We start from the raw sequence: 16,987 nt of genomic DNA, 5'->3' as shown, positions 1-16,987 counted from the left end.
ATGAACATAGTGCTATTCATAGGTGCAATTTTCCCTAAAAAGCCTTTTTGTTTTAAGTATTTCCTTATATTTGCATGTCTCTTGATGACAAAATGAATACTATTCATCTATTTTAATTTTAAATAAACTATGGCAGACAGTAAAGAAAAACTCTTCTCGGACTTTTCTCCGGTTTCTACGGAACAGTGGATGGAGAAAGTTACCGCAGACTTAAAAGGTGCGGACTTTGAGAAAAAGCTCGTTTGGAGGACGAATGAAGGATTCAAAGTGAAACCTTTCTATCGCATGGAAGACCTTGAAGGCTTAAAGACTACAAACGCGCTTCCCGGTGAGTTCCCCTATCTTAGAGGTACAAAGAAAAATAATAATGAATGGTTCGTTCGCCAGGAAATAAAAGTGGAATGTCCTAAAGAAGCTAATGCCAAAGCATTGGATATCTTGAACAAGGGCATTGATTCGCTTTCTTTCCATGTGAAAGCCAAAGAACTGAGTGCGGAGTATATTGAGACTTTGCTGAAAGACATCTGTGCGGAATGTGTGGAACTGAACTTCTCCACTTGTCAGGGACACGTGGTGGAATTGGCGGAGCTTCTTGTGGCTTACTTCCAAAAGAAAGATTATGATCTCACGAAGTTGCAAGGCTCTATCAACTACGATTATTTCAATAAGATGCTGGCTAAGGGTAAGGAGAAAGGCGATATGGTAGCTACTTCCAAGGCTTTGATTGAAGCCACTTCTGCTCTTCCGAAATATCGTGTGCTGAATGTAAATGCACTGACACTGAACAATGCGGGTGCATATATCTATCAGGAGCTGGGCTATGCGTTGGCTTGGGGTAATGAATATATGAACCAACTGACCGATGCCGGACTGCCGGCAGCTTTGGTAGCCAAAAAGATTAAGTTTAACTTTGGCATCAGCTCCAACTACTTCCTTGAAATTGCCAAGTTCCGGGCAGCGCGTATGTTATGGGCCAATATCGTGGCTTCCTATAATCCGGAATGTCTGCGCGACTGCGAAAACAAGGGCGAACACAACGAATGTCGCTGTGCCGCCAAGATGAGAATACATGCAGAAACTTCTACTTTCAACCTCACCTTGTTCGATGCACACGTAAACTTGTTGCGTACGCAAACTGAGGCTATGAGCGCTGCCCTTGCGGGGGTGGATTCCATGACGGTTGTTCCGTTTGACAAGACGTATGCTGTCCCCGATGAATTCTCCGAACGTTTGGCGCGTAATCAACAGCTGCTGTTGAAAGAGGAGTCGCACTTCGACAAAGTGATCGACCCGGCTGCCGGTTCTTACTATATTGAAAATTTGACTGTGGCTATTGCCAAGCAAGCATGGGAATTGTTCCTTGCAGTAGAAGAAGACGGCGGTTTCTATGCATCCGTAAAAGCCGGTAAGGTGCAAGCTGCTGTGAACGAAAGTAATGCGGCCCGTCATTCTGCTGTTGCCAAGCGTAAGGAAGTGTTGCTGGGTACTAACCAGTTCCCCAACTTCAACGAAAAGGCGGGTGACAAGAAACCGTTGGAAGCTACTTGCTGCTGCGGTGGACACAGCACTTGCGAAAAGGATGTTCCTTCATTGAACTTCGATCGTGCAGCCAGTGAGTTTGAAGCGTTGCGTCTGGAAACGGAAGCATCCGGAAAGCGTCCTAAGGCGTTTATGCTGACTATCGGTAATCTGGCAATGCGTCAGGCACGTGCTCAATACTCTTGTAACTTCCTGGCCTGTGCCGGATATGAAGTTGTTGACAACCTCGGTTTCACCACCGTAGAGGAAGGTGTGGAAGCTGCAATGGCGGCTAAAGCCGATATTGTAGTTCTCTGTTCAAGCGATGATGAGTATGCGGAATATGCCGTTCCGGCTTTCAAAGCCTTGAATGGTCGCGCCATGTTTATCGTAGCCGGTGCTCCTGCTTGTATGGACGAGCTGAAAGCAGCTGGTATCGAGAACTTTATCCATGTCCGTGTCAACGTTCTGGAAACATTAAAGGAATTCAACGCTAAACTTTTGAAGTAAGATGAGAAAAGATTTTAAAAACTTAGATATATATGCCGCTTTCCAGCCTGCCAATGGTGCTGAGTGGCAAAAGGCTAACGGCATCAAAGCCGACTGGAAAACTCCAGAACACATTGAAGTGAAGCCTGTTTACACCAAAGAAGACCTCGAAGGTATGGAACACCTTAACTACGCGGCAGGTATTCCGCCTTATTTGCGTGGTCCGTATTCGGTAATGTACACTCTGCGTCCCTGGACCATCCGCCAGTATGCCGGATTCTCCACAGCCGAAGAATCTAATGCTTTCTATCGCCGTAACCTGGCTTCCGGACAGAAAGGTTTGTCCGTTGCATTCGACTTGGCTACCCATCGCGGTTACGACCCCGACCATGAACGTGTGGTAGGCGACGTTGGTAAAGCCGGTGTGTCTATTTGTTCATTGGAAAACATGAAAGTGCTTTTCGACGGTATTCCTTTGAATAAGATGTCAGTGTCTATGACAATGAACGGTGCGGTGCTTCCGATTATGGCATTCTATATCAATGCCGGGCTGGAACAAGGCGCTAAGTTGGAAGAAATGGCGGGTACTATCCAGAATGATATTCTGAAAGAATTCATGGTGCGTAACACTTATATCTATCCGCCTGCATTCTCTATGAAGATCATTTCCGATATTTTTGAATATACATCTCAGAAGATGCCTAAGTTCAATTCTATCTCTATCTCCGGTTATCACATGCAGGAGGCAGGTGCTACGGCGGATATCGAGTTGGCTTATACGTTGGCCGACGGTCTGGAATATCTTCGTGCAGGTGTTGCTGCCGGTATCGACATCGATGCGTTCGCACCGCGCCTGTCGTTCTTCTGGGCTATCGGAACCAATCACTTTATGGAAATAGCCAAGATGCGTGCTGCACGTATGTTATGGGCCAAGATTGTGAAACAGTTCAATCCGAAGAACCCGAAATCACTGGCATTGCGTACACACTCCCAGACTTCCGGTTGGTCACTGACCGAGCAAGATCCGTTCAACAATGTCGGTCGTACCTGCATCGAGGCTATGGCTGCCGCTTTAGGGCATACTCAGTCCTTGCATACCAATGCTTTGGATGAGGCTATTGCACTGCCCACCGATTTCTCTGCACGTATCGCGCGTAACACACAGATTTATATTCAGGAAGAAACTTACATCTGTAAGAACGTTGACCCATGGGGCGGTTCCTACTATGTGGAGTCACTGACCAATGAACTTGCGCATAAGGCTTGGGAGCTGATCCAAGAAGTGGAAAAACTGGGCGGTATGGCGAAAGCTATCGAAACCGGTATTCCGAAGATGCGTATCGAAGAAGCTGCCGCACGTACGCAGGCTCGTATCGACAGTGGTTCACAAACCATCGTAGGTGTGAACAAGTATCGTTTGGAGAAAGAAGCTCCTATTGATATTCTTGAGATTGATAATACGGCTGTTCGCCAGGAGCAGATTCAGAACCTGAAGATCTTGAAGGAAGGGCGCGATGAGGCTGCTGTTCAGAAAGCGCTCGATGCCATCACCAAATGTGTGGAAACCAAAGAGGGTAATTTGCTTGAACTGGCAGTGGAAGCAGCACGTGTTCGTGCCACATTGGGCGAAATCTCGTATGCTTGCGAAAAAGTTGTAGGACGTTATAAAGCAGTAATTAGAACTATTTCAGGCGTGTATTCATCAGAAAGTAAAAATGACAGCGACTTCCACAGAGCTTGTGAGTTGGCTGAGAAGTTTGCAAAGAAAGAGGGACGTCAGCCTCGTATCATGGTAGCCAAAATGGGACAGGACGGTCACGATCGTGGCGCCAAGGTGGTAGCAACCGGTTATGCGGACTGCGGTTTCGACGTGGATATGGGACCGTTGTTCCAGACTCCTGCCGAAGCGGCTCGTGAAGCAGTGGAAAATGACGTTCATGTAGTGGGTGTTTCTTCATTGGCTGCCGGACACAAGACATTGGTTCCGCAGATTATTGAAGAACTCAAGAAGTTAGGTCGTGAGGACATTGTGGTCATTGCAGGCGGTGTAATCCCTGCACAGGACTATGACTTCCTTTATAAAGCCGGCGTAGCTGCTATCTTCGGTCCGGGCACTCCGGTGGCGAAGGCTGCTTGCCAAATCCTTGAAATCTTGCTGGATGAGGAATAATCTGCTAAGATAAATGTTAAAAAGGGACGGAATGTGTTTGCATATCCGTCCTTTTTTCTTAATCTGTGTTATAGAACATACTTTTTTTCTTGGATAGTTTGCAAATATCCCAAGAGTCCGTATCTTTGCAATGTGTTTTTCATAGTATTAGATTTAAGGTTAACAAAGGTTGGAGTACAGCGGTACTCCTTTTTTTTGCCCTATACTTTTCTTTTGAGGGCGATAATGTATAGCTTTCGGACGGGCTTTCACGAACACTTTTGGCCCGACAATCATTGTTTTTCTGTTGGATTTATCCATTTTGAGACGATTTTAAAACCGTATTCGACAATTTTAAAACTGTTTTGCCTCATAGTGAAATTTTTCCACCATGTATTTAAAGACCTCTTCGCAGATTTTTTAATTTATTTGCAATCAGGAAACTGCTAATTAAAATTTGTTCAGTTTGCTTATTTTAAATAATTAAAAAACATAAATTATGAAAAACATTTTTGTTGATTGCCGCATGCGAAAAATACTGTTTGTTGCCGTATGCATTCGATCATCTTTAGGGGGAGATTACTGTTATTCCTCAGAGGCGAATAGTAATTGGCAAGAGCATGGAACCATGGTCAATAATGAATGGACAAGCTATGGTGCTTTGCAGGATAAGAGTATTCAGGTTACCGGAACGGTTACTGATGAGTTTGGTCCTGTTATCGGAGCTACTGTGCAGGTGAAAGGGTCTACAACCGGTGTGATAACCGACATTGACGGAAAGTACATCATTCAGGTGCCTAATGAGGATGCTGTGCTTACCGTTTCATTCATTGGCTATTTGTCTCAGGAAGTCAAGGTAGGAGGGCGGAGAACAGTCAATGTCCGTCTGAAAGAGAATGTACAGAGCTTGGAAGAAGTAACAGTAGTGGCATACGGTGTACAGAAGAAGGCAACATTGACCGGTGCCATTTCCAGTGTAGGTACGGATGCTTTGTTGAAGTCGCCGAGTGGTAGTGTTGCCAACTCTTTGGCCGGTCAGCTGCCGGGTGTATCGTCCATGCAGCCCAGTGGACAGCCGGGTGCCGATGACGCAAAGATATTTGTGCGTGGTGTGGGCTCCTTGAGTGAAGCCGGCGCTACTCCTCTTATTTTGGTAGATGGGGTGGAACGTAGCTTTTTCCAGATGGATCCCAATGAAATAGAATCTATAAACGTGCTGAAAGACGCTTCCGCTACGGCTGTATTCGGTGTGCGTGGAGCCAACGGTGTGGTTTTGGTGACGACACGTCGCGGAAAAGAGGGTAAAGCCCGGGTGTCGGTAAGCTCCAATGTCGGCGTGCAAGTGCCCACCCGCGTGTTGGAAACGGCAGATAGCTACACTACCGCCTTATGTTATACCGAAGCGCAACGCAATGACGGTATGGCGGAAGATCAAATGGCATTCAATGCCTATGACTTGGAAAGGTTCCGCTTGGGCGATTCTCCTATCATGTATCCCAATATCAATTGGTATAAGGAGCTGACAAACAAGATGGCTGTCCAGACGCAACATAACCTCAACATCTCCGGAGGTACAAAGAAGGTACGTTATTTCATCTCTTTGGGTTTCCTCTATCAGAATGGTTTGTTCAAGCAGTTGAAAGGACTCGACTATAATAACAACTATAATTATTCCCGTTATAACTATCGTGCCAACTTGGATGTAAATCTTACCCCTACCACTACCTTGAAGTTCAATATGGGCGGTATTGTGGGGAATAAGCGCGAACCGATTGAAGAGATCTGGAAGAACTTTTCTTCTACATGGCCTTTCTCTTCTCCCGGACTGGTAGACGGAAAGAAAGTGGTGCACCAGGATAGCCGCTATCCTAATCTTACGATGAAGAACCAGATATTTGATAGATACTACGGTTCCGGTTACAAACGCCAGTTGTCCAACAATATGACGTTCGACCTGAACTTAGAGCAAAAGTTGGATTTCATTACCAAAGGTCTGTCGGTCGACATCAAGGGATCCTATAATACGGATTATTCTTATGTAAGAAGAGTAGTCGGCCATGTAGAGACTTATACTCCTTTCTATAAGTCGGAGGTGGATGGTTCCGGTCTTTCTATCGACGATCCTGACTTTAACAGGGAGGTTGTTTATCGTGTGAGTGGACAGAATTCCATGAATACCTATGAAGAAAAAGAGAGTGACCGTAAGCGCGGGCGCGACTGGTATCTGGAAGGAAGTGTCCGTTACAACCGTAAATTCGGCGACCATAGTGTAGGGGCTTTGTTCCTTTACAATCAAAGCAAGAAGTATTATCCGAAGTTATATACCGATGTAGCTGCCGGTTATGTAGGTTTCGTAGGACGCTTGACTTACGATTATAAATCCAAATACATGGCTGAGTTCAATATCGGTCACAACGGTTCCGAGAATTTTGCTCCGGACAAGCGTTTCGGTACATTCCCCGCCGGTTCTGTCGGGTATATTCTGACGGAAGAGGATTTCTTTCCGAAGAATAAGTTCTTGACCTATTTGAAGCTTCGCGGTTCTATCGGTCTGGTGGGTAATGATAATATGAAAGTGAATGGGAAAGACCTCCGCTTCCTGTACTTGCCCGACTCTTATTCAGTGAACGATTCCGAGTGGCTTGAGAAGAGCTATCAGGATAAGAACGGTTATATCTTCGGTCTTACCAATACCTCTTATGAGTGGGCGGCCAGAGAGATCCTTTTGGGTAATCCGGATGTAACCTGGGAAACGGCTCTCAAGCAGAATTATGGTCTGGACGCTTATTTCTTCAACGACCGTTTGCGTTTGTCGGTTGACTATTTTATTGAAAAACGTAAGGACATTCTGATTCAGCGGAGTACGGTTCCTTCTTTGATTGCTATGGGTGGCGGTTTGTTGCCGGCTGTCAACATGGGTAAGGTGGATAATAAGGGATATGAGATTGACTTGAAGTGGAATGACAAGGTAAAGGATGTTTCTTATTTTATCAATGCCAATGTATCCTATTCTAAAAATAAGATTGTCTATCAGGATGAGGTAGAGCCTAACGAACCTTATATGTGGCATACCGGTAATGAAGTCGGTGCCCGTTATGGATATGTGGCGCAAGGATTCTACACGAAAGACGATTTTGATGCCGACGGCACTTTGCGCGATGATTTGCCGCAACCTATATCTAAGGTTCAGCCCGGAGATACGAAATATGCGGATTTGAACGGAGATGAAGTGATAGATCCGGACGACCGCACGAAAATCGGAAAGCCCAAACGTCCGGCTTACACGTTCGGTTTGAACTTCGGTGCGGAGTATAAAGGCTTTTTTGCTTCAATGAACTGGACAGGGGTTGCAGGATGTGATATTGAGATGCAGAATACTTATAGGGATCCGTTCTTCAACAAGCAGTTGGGCGGAACATTCTATCAATATCTGGTAGATGGCCGGTGGACGGAAGCAACGGCGGCTACGGCAGAGTATCCGCGCTTTACGTACAACCGTAATACCAATAATCAGGAAACATCCCGCGTATGGCTGAAAGATGCTTCTTATCTGAAGCTGAAGAACCTGACGGTAGGCTACAATATCACAAGCGAAAAAGTGCTGAAAGCAATCGGCGCTTCAAAACTTGCCGTACAGTTTACGGGATATAACCTGCTGACTTTCGATAAACTGAAAATATTTGATCCGGAAGGTGAGTTGACACGTGATGATAATACTTACCCTGTAATGAAGATTTTCAGCCTGGGAGTAAATGTAACCTTTTAATCATTAAAATTGAAGATATGAAAACTATAAGAGCAATAATTTCCTTAGGGTTACTGGTCACCATGATTGTAGGTTGCGAGGACCTGAAATTTGGAAATAGTTTCCTGGAGAAACCGCAGGGTGACGAAAAGTCCATTGACAGTGTGTTCTCACAGAAAAGATATGCAGACCAAGCTTTGAACCAATTCTATAAAAGCCTGCCGGACTACATGCCGGCTTTGGGTGGTTATCATGACGGAGCTTTTACGCTGGATTTATATTCGGATCTGGGCTATACGACACGATTGTCGTGGACGCATGGCGCTATCACTTCCGCCAGCGGAACAAGCAACTTCCCTTACCAGCTCTCCAATAAGGCGGTGACGGGAGACCCTACCTATGGAATCAGAAAGGCCTATATCTATATTGAGAATGTAGACAAAGTTCCCGATATGTCCGCCGACGAAAAGAAGGTGCGCAAGGCGGAAGCGAAAGTTGTGATTGGTTATCATTATATGGACATGATCCGCTATTATGGCGGCATGCCTTGGATTGACCATGCTTATACTGCGGATGAACTTTTCCAATTTCCCCGTTTGACGTTGGAGGAAACTGTGGAGAGAACGGTGAATCTGCTGGATGAGGCCGCAAGGGATTTGCCATGGTTCACTACGGACGCAGAGTACGGACACATGACGGCTGCCGTTGCCAAAGCGTTGAAATTCCGCTTGCTGATGTTTGTGGCAAGTCCGTTGTTCAATAATGTTACGCCTTATTATGAAGGACAGGCAGCTACCGAACATCTGACATGGTATGGCGACTATCAGGAAAGCCGTTGGGAAGCAGCTCTGGAAGCCGGAAGGGAATTCTTGAAAATGAATGAGGAGAATGGCAATTATTACCGGGTGGAAAATACCGGCAATCCACGTACAGACTATATAAACGGCTATTTCACGAAAGGCAACCGGGAAGTGGTAATGGCTTCTTTCCGCTGGCCCATTTATGTAAGTAGCTATAAAGCATTCCGTATGTTCGATCAGGGCTATGGTATGCCCCGCAGCAATCATGCCGATATGTTCTTATGGCACGACGGTTCTAAATTCGACTGGGATAATCCGGAGCACCGGGCGCATCCTTTCTTTGACGCTTCAGGTAATCCTACTCGTGATATCCGCCTGTATGAAACGTTGGTGGTGAACGGTGATAAGTATAAAGGAAGAAAGGCGGAGGTCTTTGTCGGAGGTTCTGAGGGCTTTGGACCGGGTGCGAAAGAAGGGCAGAAATTCCAGTTTGGCTATGGTTTCCGGAAGTTTATTCGTGATAAAAAGAACGAAATGGAAAAGAAACCCTATTCCTGTCCGTTGGTCCGTATGCCGGAAATCTATCTTTATATGGCCGAAGCAATGAACAAGTTGGGGCAGGCATCCGTAAAAGACGAGTTTGAAAGAGATGCATACGATTATCTCAATCTTGTGCATACGCGTGCCGGGCTTCCCGAAGTGACTGCTGCCGAGGTGCCGGACGGAGAGCCGTTGTTGAACTATCTGCTGGATGAGCGTGCGCGTGAGTTCGGTCAGGAGGATATACGCAACCACGATATGAGACGCTATCTCAAGGGTGCCGAATGGGCCACCCGTCCGTTGGAAGAGCTGGTGACAACAAAGGTTGGAGAGAACTCATTTAACTATCAGGTCAACGTGCGCGAAGAGAAATACTACTGGTACGATCACTGGTACTTGCTGCCATTTCCATTGGCGGAAATCAATAAGAAATATGGCTTGGTTCAGAATCCCGGTTGGTAATAAAACTAATGAATAAGAAAAAATATGAAGAAAATTCTATATACAGTAGGTTTGGCCTTTACACTCTCTTTGGGTGCAATGGCACAGCAGACATTGAATGGAGTTGTGAAGGACGCTTCCGGAAAACCTTTTCCGGGGGTGAAGATCTCGAAGGCCGGAGAATTCCGTATCAACAGCATTACAGATGAGTCCGGCGTTTTCTCATTGGAGCTGGAAGAAGGCGACTATATCGACCTGAACTATGCCGACGTGGTTCTGAAACGTGTGAAGGTGACGGGAGAGACTATGAATATAGTGCTTGACTCACACAAAGACGGAATGAGCGACTTGGGTTTTATGAAGCGCACCGAAGAGAACCGTACGCAATCGGTATCCACCATCTATGCCGATCAGTTGATGAAAGGAGCCACTTCAACCAACAGGGTGAACAATGCCCTCTTTGGTCTGATACCGGGGTTGCAACTCTCGCAGAACGCGGGCTGGCGTACGAATGCCGGAATGAAGATACGTGGCGTTTCCGGTTCTCCATTGGTGTTGGTCGACGGTTTCCAACGCGGGCTGACGAACATGACTTTGGAAGAGATTGAATCGGTGCAGGTGTTGAAGGACGGAGCGGCCACCGCTCTCTACGGAGCCAGAGCTGCTAATGGCGTTCTTTTGATTAATACCAAACGTGGCGTTTACAATTCATTCGATATTGACGTGAATTACCGCCATGGTTTTAATTTCCCTATCAACCAGCCGGAAATGGCGGATGCTTACACCTATGCAATGGCGCAGAACGAGGCTTTGCATTATGACGGATTGCCTCTTCAATATACGGCCAAGCAGTTGGAAAACTTTAAGCAAGGAACGAATCCCAACTTTTATCCCAATACCGATTGGGTGAAAGAAGGCATGCGCGATTTCAGCCAGAACAACCAGTTCAATATTATGGTGCGTGGCGGCGGACAACGGGTGCGCTACATGGCTTTGTTGGATTACAAGAATGAGTTCGGTTTGCTGAATGAGGATTACACCCACTATTCCGACCGTTACAACTCCCAGATCCGTAATTACGAACTGGATTTGCGTATCAATCTGGATGTGGATGTCACTCCTGCTACCAAAGTGAAATTCAGCCTTTACGGTATTATTGCAGAAGATAAACGCCCCAATACCGGTATAGACGCTATCTTCCAAAACCTGTATAACGTGCCTTCCGCAGCTTTCCCCATAAAGACTGCCAATGGGAACTGGGGCAGTAATTCTGTCTTTAAGATGAATCCTATTGCCGCGATTGCCGATGTGGGGTATGTGCAGGAAAACCGTCGTTTGCTGGAAGGGGATATGCGCCTGACGCAAGACCTCTCCATGTTTGTGAAGGGGCTGAACGCCGAGGTTGCCGTAGCCTATGACAACTCTGCCACTTATCAGGACATAGGCAGCAAGACTTATCTGTATGAAATCTTCAATCAGACCGCAGCCGGACTTCCCACTACTAAAACGGAAGGTTCCAACTCTACTTTGCAGGTTTCATCGTCCAAACTGTCCGACCAGTTCATTCGTGCCAGCGTAGAGGCAAAACTGAACTATGACCGCACATTCAATAAACATCAGGTTGCCGCGTCTGTCGTTTACCGTCAGGAGATGGAAGAACCTCTCGGTGTGAATGGCGCTTATTATCGCCAGAACGTAATGGGATTTGCAGGATATAATTATGATAACCGCTATATGCTTGACGTGGTGGCCAATTACTACGGTACCAGCGTATTGCTGGAAGGCGACAAATTCCGTTTCTATCCTGCGGTGTCGGCCGGATGGAACATAGCCAACGAGGCTTTCTTGGAGGATGTATCCCAACTTGATATGTTGAAGTTGCGTGCTTCCTGGGGGCGTTCGGCAACGGACGGGCTGGATTACGGTCTGGGAAACTATTTTTGGATCAGTGACAAAACAAGCGGTAAATATGCTTTTGGTGAATCCTTGGGTACTCCCGTTAATGGTTTGCGGGAACAGCAGTTGCCTATGTACAGACTGGAGTTGGAGACTGCCGACAAATACAATATAGGTGTCGATTTGCGGATGTGGAAGAACTTTACGGCATCTGCCGAAGTGTTCTACGACCGTCGCACCAATATTCTGGTTGACAATAACCGTACTTCGGGAATGTTGGGAGTGACGCCCGCCAAAAGCAATATCGGTGAAAATGAAACCCGCGGACTGGAACTCAGCATGGGCTGGAACCAGCAACTGAAAGATTTCAACTATTATGTCAATGCTAACTGGGGACTGAACGACAGTAAGGTGATTGAAAACGGACAGGCTTATCAGCCATACGATTATCTGTACACCAAAGGCCATAAAATCGGACAGTTGTTCGGCTTGGAAGCCATCGGATATTTCAATGATGAAGAAGATATAGCCAACAGCCCCGAACAGACTTTCTCGGTGGTGCGTCCGGGTGACGTGAAGTATAAAGATCAGAACGGTGACAAGCGTATAGACAGTGAGGATCGCGTTGCCATTGGCAAGTCCACCTCTATCCCCGACATGGTCTACGGATTGAACTTGGGTTTTGAATACAAAGGTTTCGGCATAGACATGACCTTCAACGGAGTCAGCGGGCTGACAAAGCAACTGAATGTGTCAAGTGTGCATCAACCCTTGCGCAACGGCAATACCAATATTGCCACTTGGTATCTGAAGGACAAAGTACGCTGGACGGAAAGCACCAAAGACATTGCCAACGTGCCGCGCCTGTCCACGCTCTCCAACGAGAACAACTATCAGACCAGTACGCAATGGATAGCAGACGGTTCTTTCTTCAAACTTCGCAACCTGAATGTGTATTACACTCTGCCGCAGGCATGGTCCAAGAAGATGAAGATGGACAAGTGCCAGGTCTATGCCAAAGCGCTGAACGTGTTTTCTATCGACAAAATAGACTATTTCAATTGTGAGGACATCGCTTTGGGCTATCCCGACCTGTTCTCGGTATATGTAGGCTTGAATATTAATTTTTAAACGGGACGAAATTATGCTTAACATAAAAAAATATATGGTAATGGCCTGTGCGTTGCTTTCGTTGAACGGATGTGACTATCTGGATTATAACGAGACTTCCGGCAAGACGAAAGAAGAAGCGTATGCCTATTATGATAATATGAACCAGTTGGTAGCATACGTGTACACTTTCTTGCCATCCGATTTAGGAAGCGGGTATATCATGGAAGCTGCCACCGACAACTGCATTTACACGCAGGAAAATGCGAATATCAACTATATGACCAACGGAGTGTGGAGCCCTTTGAAACGGGTGGACGACGCTTGGAATCTTTGGGACGGTATTCGTAGCGCCAACTCTTTTCTGGAGAATTACGATCCGGAAGCCTTGAAACGTTTTGAGTATAATGACGACTACAAGGAGATAATGGAGAAATCCTCGAAATTCCCATACGAAGTTCGTTTCCTGCGGGCTTTCTATCTCTTTGAACTGGCAAAGCGGTATGGTGACATCCCGTTGTTGACACGCACTTACACGCAGGAGGAGATTAACTCGGTGAAGCAGACTCCGTTTAATGAAGTGATTGATTTCATCGCAGAGGAATGTTCCGAGATAGCTCCTGAACTTCCGGTGAACCAGATGGATTTCTGGGATGAGACAGGACGTATCACCTGCGGTGCGGCGCTGGCTTTGAAGTCGAGAGCGCTTCTTTATGCGGCGAGCGAACTGCACAATCCCGACAATGACTTGAGCAAGTGGGAAAAAGCCGCCAGAGCAGCCCATGAGGTGATTGCTTTGAATGAGTACAGCTTGCCTGAGATTACTGCCGACCCTTTGTATTCCGATAAGGGAGGAAATGAAATATTCAAATCCAAACAATTGATACTTGAACGCCGCAACACTGACCTGACAAATAGTTTTGAAGCACGCAACCAGCCTATGGGATATGCCGAGACTTCCGCAAAGGGAGGAAATACCCCTACCCAGAACTTGGTGGACGCTTATGAAATGAAAGACGGTACTCCTTTTGACTGGAGCAACCCTGCACATGTATCGAATATGTATTATGATGCCGAAGGCAAACCGACCCGCGACCCGCGTTTGTATAAGAATGTGCTTACCAACGGAAGTGTTTGGCTGGAACAAAAGGTGGAAACTTTTGAAGGCGGTAAGAACAAGATTATGGAAGGCTCCACCAAGACCGGATACTATTTACGCAAATGGATGAATCCTTCCGTATCGCTGGATCCGGTGAAGCCCAACAAGATAGAACACCATTATATCTTGTTCCGCTATGCCGAAATCCTGCTGAACTATGCGGAAGCCCTGAACGAATGGAAGGGTCCTGACGTTAAGCCCGAAGGATGTACGCTCACTGCGATTGAAGCGTTGAATAAAGTGCGCGCCTCGGCTACAATGGAAGGCGTGGCTGCTGCCGGACAGGACGATTTCCGTAAGAAAGTGCGCAATGAGCGCCGCGTTGAGCTGGCTTTGGAAGGACACCGCTTCTACGACATACGCCGCTGGAAGATTGCAGGCGATGATGAGGTGCGCAATCTTTACGGGGTGAAGATTAGAAAGAGTGGAGATGATGAACTCTCGTTTGAGAAAGTGCTGATAGGGACGATGTATTGGGCGAACAAGATGTATCTCTATCCTTATCCACAGAACGAATTGTATATGAATGAGAACTTGGTACAGAACCCGGAATGGTAAAATTTGAATAGTATGAAAATGAAATTTATAAATATCTGCTTGTTCACTGCAGGCTGTCTGTTTGTGACAGGGTGTAACGATGATAACGAGATTTTCTTTGAAGATCTGACCGGCAATAAAGCATTGGAAATGGTGCATCCCAATGATCGGGACCAACCTTATCCGCGCGAAGAGCATGAGCTTTTTGTGAATCCGGCGCCGCTGATTGTACCGAAAATACTGAGAGGAGAAGATGAATTTCTGGAATTTGAGTTGTCGCAAGATAACTCATTTCCTGAGAAAGGTACGTACCGTTCCGGCAAACTGAACTGGGACCTATATAATGTTCACGAGCAACTGGCTACCGGTGACTGGTATTGGCGTTTCCGCAAAGTGGATGCCAATGACAAAGCTACCATTTGGAGCGAAGTCTATAAGTTTACGGTGACAGGCAAGGAAGAGGTATTCGTAACGCCCAAGTGGGAAGTGTTCCAACAGAACATACCTGCCACGTATCCGCGTATCAACTGTTTTCTGGAAGAGGACATAGCGAAGGTAAGCCCGATTGCCGACACTCATCCTGAATATAAGTCGATGATTAGTAGGGCAAATGGAAAGGATGGTCTTGGTGTCAAATTACCGGCCAATCCCCATGATTATGGTATGGAAGCATTGGCGAATAACACGAGGAATTATTTGAATACTGCTTGGCGTCTTACCAAAGACCGGAAGTATTATGACAAGATACTGGAAATTGGCAGAACTTTGATTAATTACGGTATTACCGATGACCAACTGAAAAAGTATGAAAATTTTGCGGCGGGAGGTATTGTTGATGTAGTGAGTCTATGCTATGACCTTTGTCAGGAGAGCCTGACCGAAGACGAGAAGACAAAGGCGGAACAACTGATCTTGAAGATTGTCAATTACTACTACCGGAGTTATACGGGAAGAATCGAAAATCACATCTTCGATAATCATACTTGGCAGATTGTATTGCGCAACATGACACAAGGTGCGTTGGTAATTTGTCAGGAATATCCCGAAGCAATGAATGCGCTGGAATACTTCTACGAACTGTGGACAGGGCGTGCGCCGGCTTCCGGTTTCAATCGTAGTGGTGCATGGCAGAACGGAATCAGCTATTTCGGAACCAACTGTTATACGCTCTACTGGATGCCGATGTTATTCTCACATCTGACGCAGACTGATTTTCTGAAACATCCCTGGTACAAAAATGCCGGTAAGGCAATTGCTTACACCTGGCTGCCGGGTTCGGGCAACTGTAGTTTTGGTGACGGAGTCGAAAAATGGATGACAGAACCGGGAAGAGTACAAGTGGGATTCATGGACTTCTTGGCTCGTGAAACGGGTGATTCTTACGCTGCTTGGTATGCCAAGGAATGTGCTGTGGTACTGAAAGACAATTTTGATATGCGTTTGTATCGTATTGCTCAGGGGGACACTGACTATACAGCTGCGGAATTGGATGATAGTGCTTTTGAGAACTTTATCTGGCATAAAGACATCGGTGAAGGTGTGGCGCACTCCGATATGCGGAATTTGAATTCCAATCTTTCGTTGGCTTTCCGTTCCAGCCCTTACGGTTCGGGCAGTCATACGCTGGCAGACCAGAATGGTTTCAAATTGTTGTATAAGGGTAGACCGGTCTATATCAGCGCGGGCTATTATCAGAATTTTGCGGACAAGCACAACCTTTTGCAATACCGCAACACCCGCGGTCACAATACAATTATGATAAATGGCATCGGCCAGCCTTTCACTACGAAGGCCTATGGAAACATATGCCGGGGATTGAATGGAGAGAACATCGCTTATTTCTTGGGCGACGCTTCGAATGCATATTGCGGTACTTCCGATTATTGGGAATCGAATTTTGTTGCCGCCGGCATCAGCCAGACGCCGGAGTTTGGATTTGGTGACAATCCTTTGAACAACTACAAACGCCATATCTTTATGCTCCGCCCGAATAAGATTGTTATTTACGATGAATTGGGTGCAGACGAAGCTGCAACCTGGCAATGGTTGCTGCATAGTCCCGTAGAAATGCATGTTGCCGGGAACAAAGTGACAACCGATTACACCTATGAAGGTAGGGGCAGTTTCACTTCCGTTGCCCAGATTTACAGTGAGCAGACTCCGGACATTACTGCAACCGATGAGTGGTTCCCCGGTGGTGAGCCTGCCGACCAAGATCCCGTAAAGTATCCCAAGCAATGGCATCTCACCGCTAACTTCGGACCGAGCCTCAATAATAAGATACTCACCGTTATTCAGGTGACGGAGAATGGCAGTGTAGATGAAATCTGGCAGGTGAATAACCGTTTCACTTTGGGCGACTGGAAAATTGAAGCGGAAATGGCTGCCGATAAACCTGCCGCTATCACCATTTCCAATAAGTTAACCGGAGCCATGTTCAGCTATGGAACTCCTGAAGTGATTGTTGGCGGCGCTCCCTACAAACGCCAACAAGAAAACTCTTCTGTCTTGTATGACAATGTACAAGGTATGATGCAAGTACAGGAAAGTACGGACAAACCGTTGCAGACAACAAGGGCTTTGAAATAACATTAAATTTTTAA

The 16,987-nt window shown here is 46.4% G+C and carries 7 protein-coding genes; all 7 read left to right on the top strand.

Features of this window, described 5'->3' with window-relative positions:
- Nucleotides 1-129: 129 nt before the first annotated feature.
- Nucleotides 130-2,028: a methylmalonyl-CoA mutase small subunit gene (mutA, locus tag NQ546_RS17085; RefSeq protein ID WP_004288520.1), complete on the top strand. Its 1,899-nt coding sequence runs from the start codon at nucleotides 130-132 to the stop codon at nucleotides 2,026-2,028.
- Nucleotide 2,029: 1 nt separating this feature from the next.
- A complete protein-coding gene (gene scpA, locus NQ546_RS17080; protein ID WP_004288521.1) occupies nucleotides 2,030-4,177 on the top strand; it encodes a methylmalonyl-CoA mutase in 2,148 nt (715 codons plus the stop codon).
- A gap of 478 nt (nucleotides 4,178-4,655) precedes the next feature.
- Complete coding sequence (locus tag NQ546_RS17075) at nucleotides 4,656-7,922, top strand: SusC/RagA family TonB-linked outer membrane protein (RefSeq protein ID WP_081446742.1); 3,267 nt, start codon at nucleotides 4,656-4,658, stop codon at nucleotides 7,920-7,922.
- A 17-nt stretch (nucleotides 7,923-7,939) separates the two neighbouring features.
- Nucleotides 7,940-9,703 (top strand): RagB/SusD family nutrient uptake outer membrane protein, encoded by a 1,764-nt coding sequence (locus tag NQ546_RS17070; protein WP_004288524.1) that lies wholly within the window; start codon nucleotides 7,940-7,942, stop codon nucleotides 9,701-9,703.
- A 24-nt stretch (nucleotides 9,704-9,727) separates the two neighbouring features.
- Nucleotides 9,728-12,709, top strand: a complete 2,982-nt coding sequence (locus tag NQ546_RS17065; RefSeq protein WP_004288525.1) for a SusC/RagA family TonB-linked outer membrane protein — start codon at nucleotides 9,728-9,730, stop codon at nucleotides 12,707-12,709.
- A 13-nt stretch (nucleotides 12,710-12,722) separates the two neighbouring features.
- Nucleotides 12,723-14,405, top strand: a complete 1,683-nt coding sequence (locus NQ546_RS17060; RefSeq protein ID WP_004288526.1) for a RagB/SusD family nutrient uptake outer membrane protein — start codon at nucleotides 12,723-12,725, stop codon at nucleotides 14,403-14,405.
- A 12-nt stretch (nucleotides 14,406-14,417) separates the two neighbouring features.
- Nucleotides 14,418-16,973, top strand: coding sequence for a DUF4962 domain-containing protein (locus tag NQ546_RS17055; protein WP_004288527.1), 2,556 nt, complete (start codon nucleotides 14,418-14,420; stop codon nucleotides 16,971-16,973).
- Nucleotides 16,974-16,987: the final 14 nt, after the last annotated feature.

This window comes from Bacteroides eggerthii (genome assembly GCF_025146565.1).
Classification (GTDB): Bacteria; Bacteroidota; Bacteroidia; order Bacteroidales; family Bacteroidaceae; genus Bacteroides; species Bacteroides eggerthii.
The sequence above is the reverse complement of the archived record's forward strand: the minus strand, read 5'-3'. Positions and strand labels throughout refer to the sequence as shown.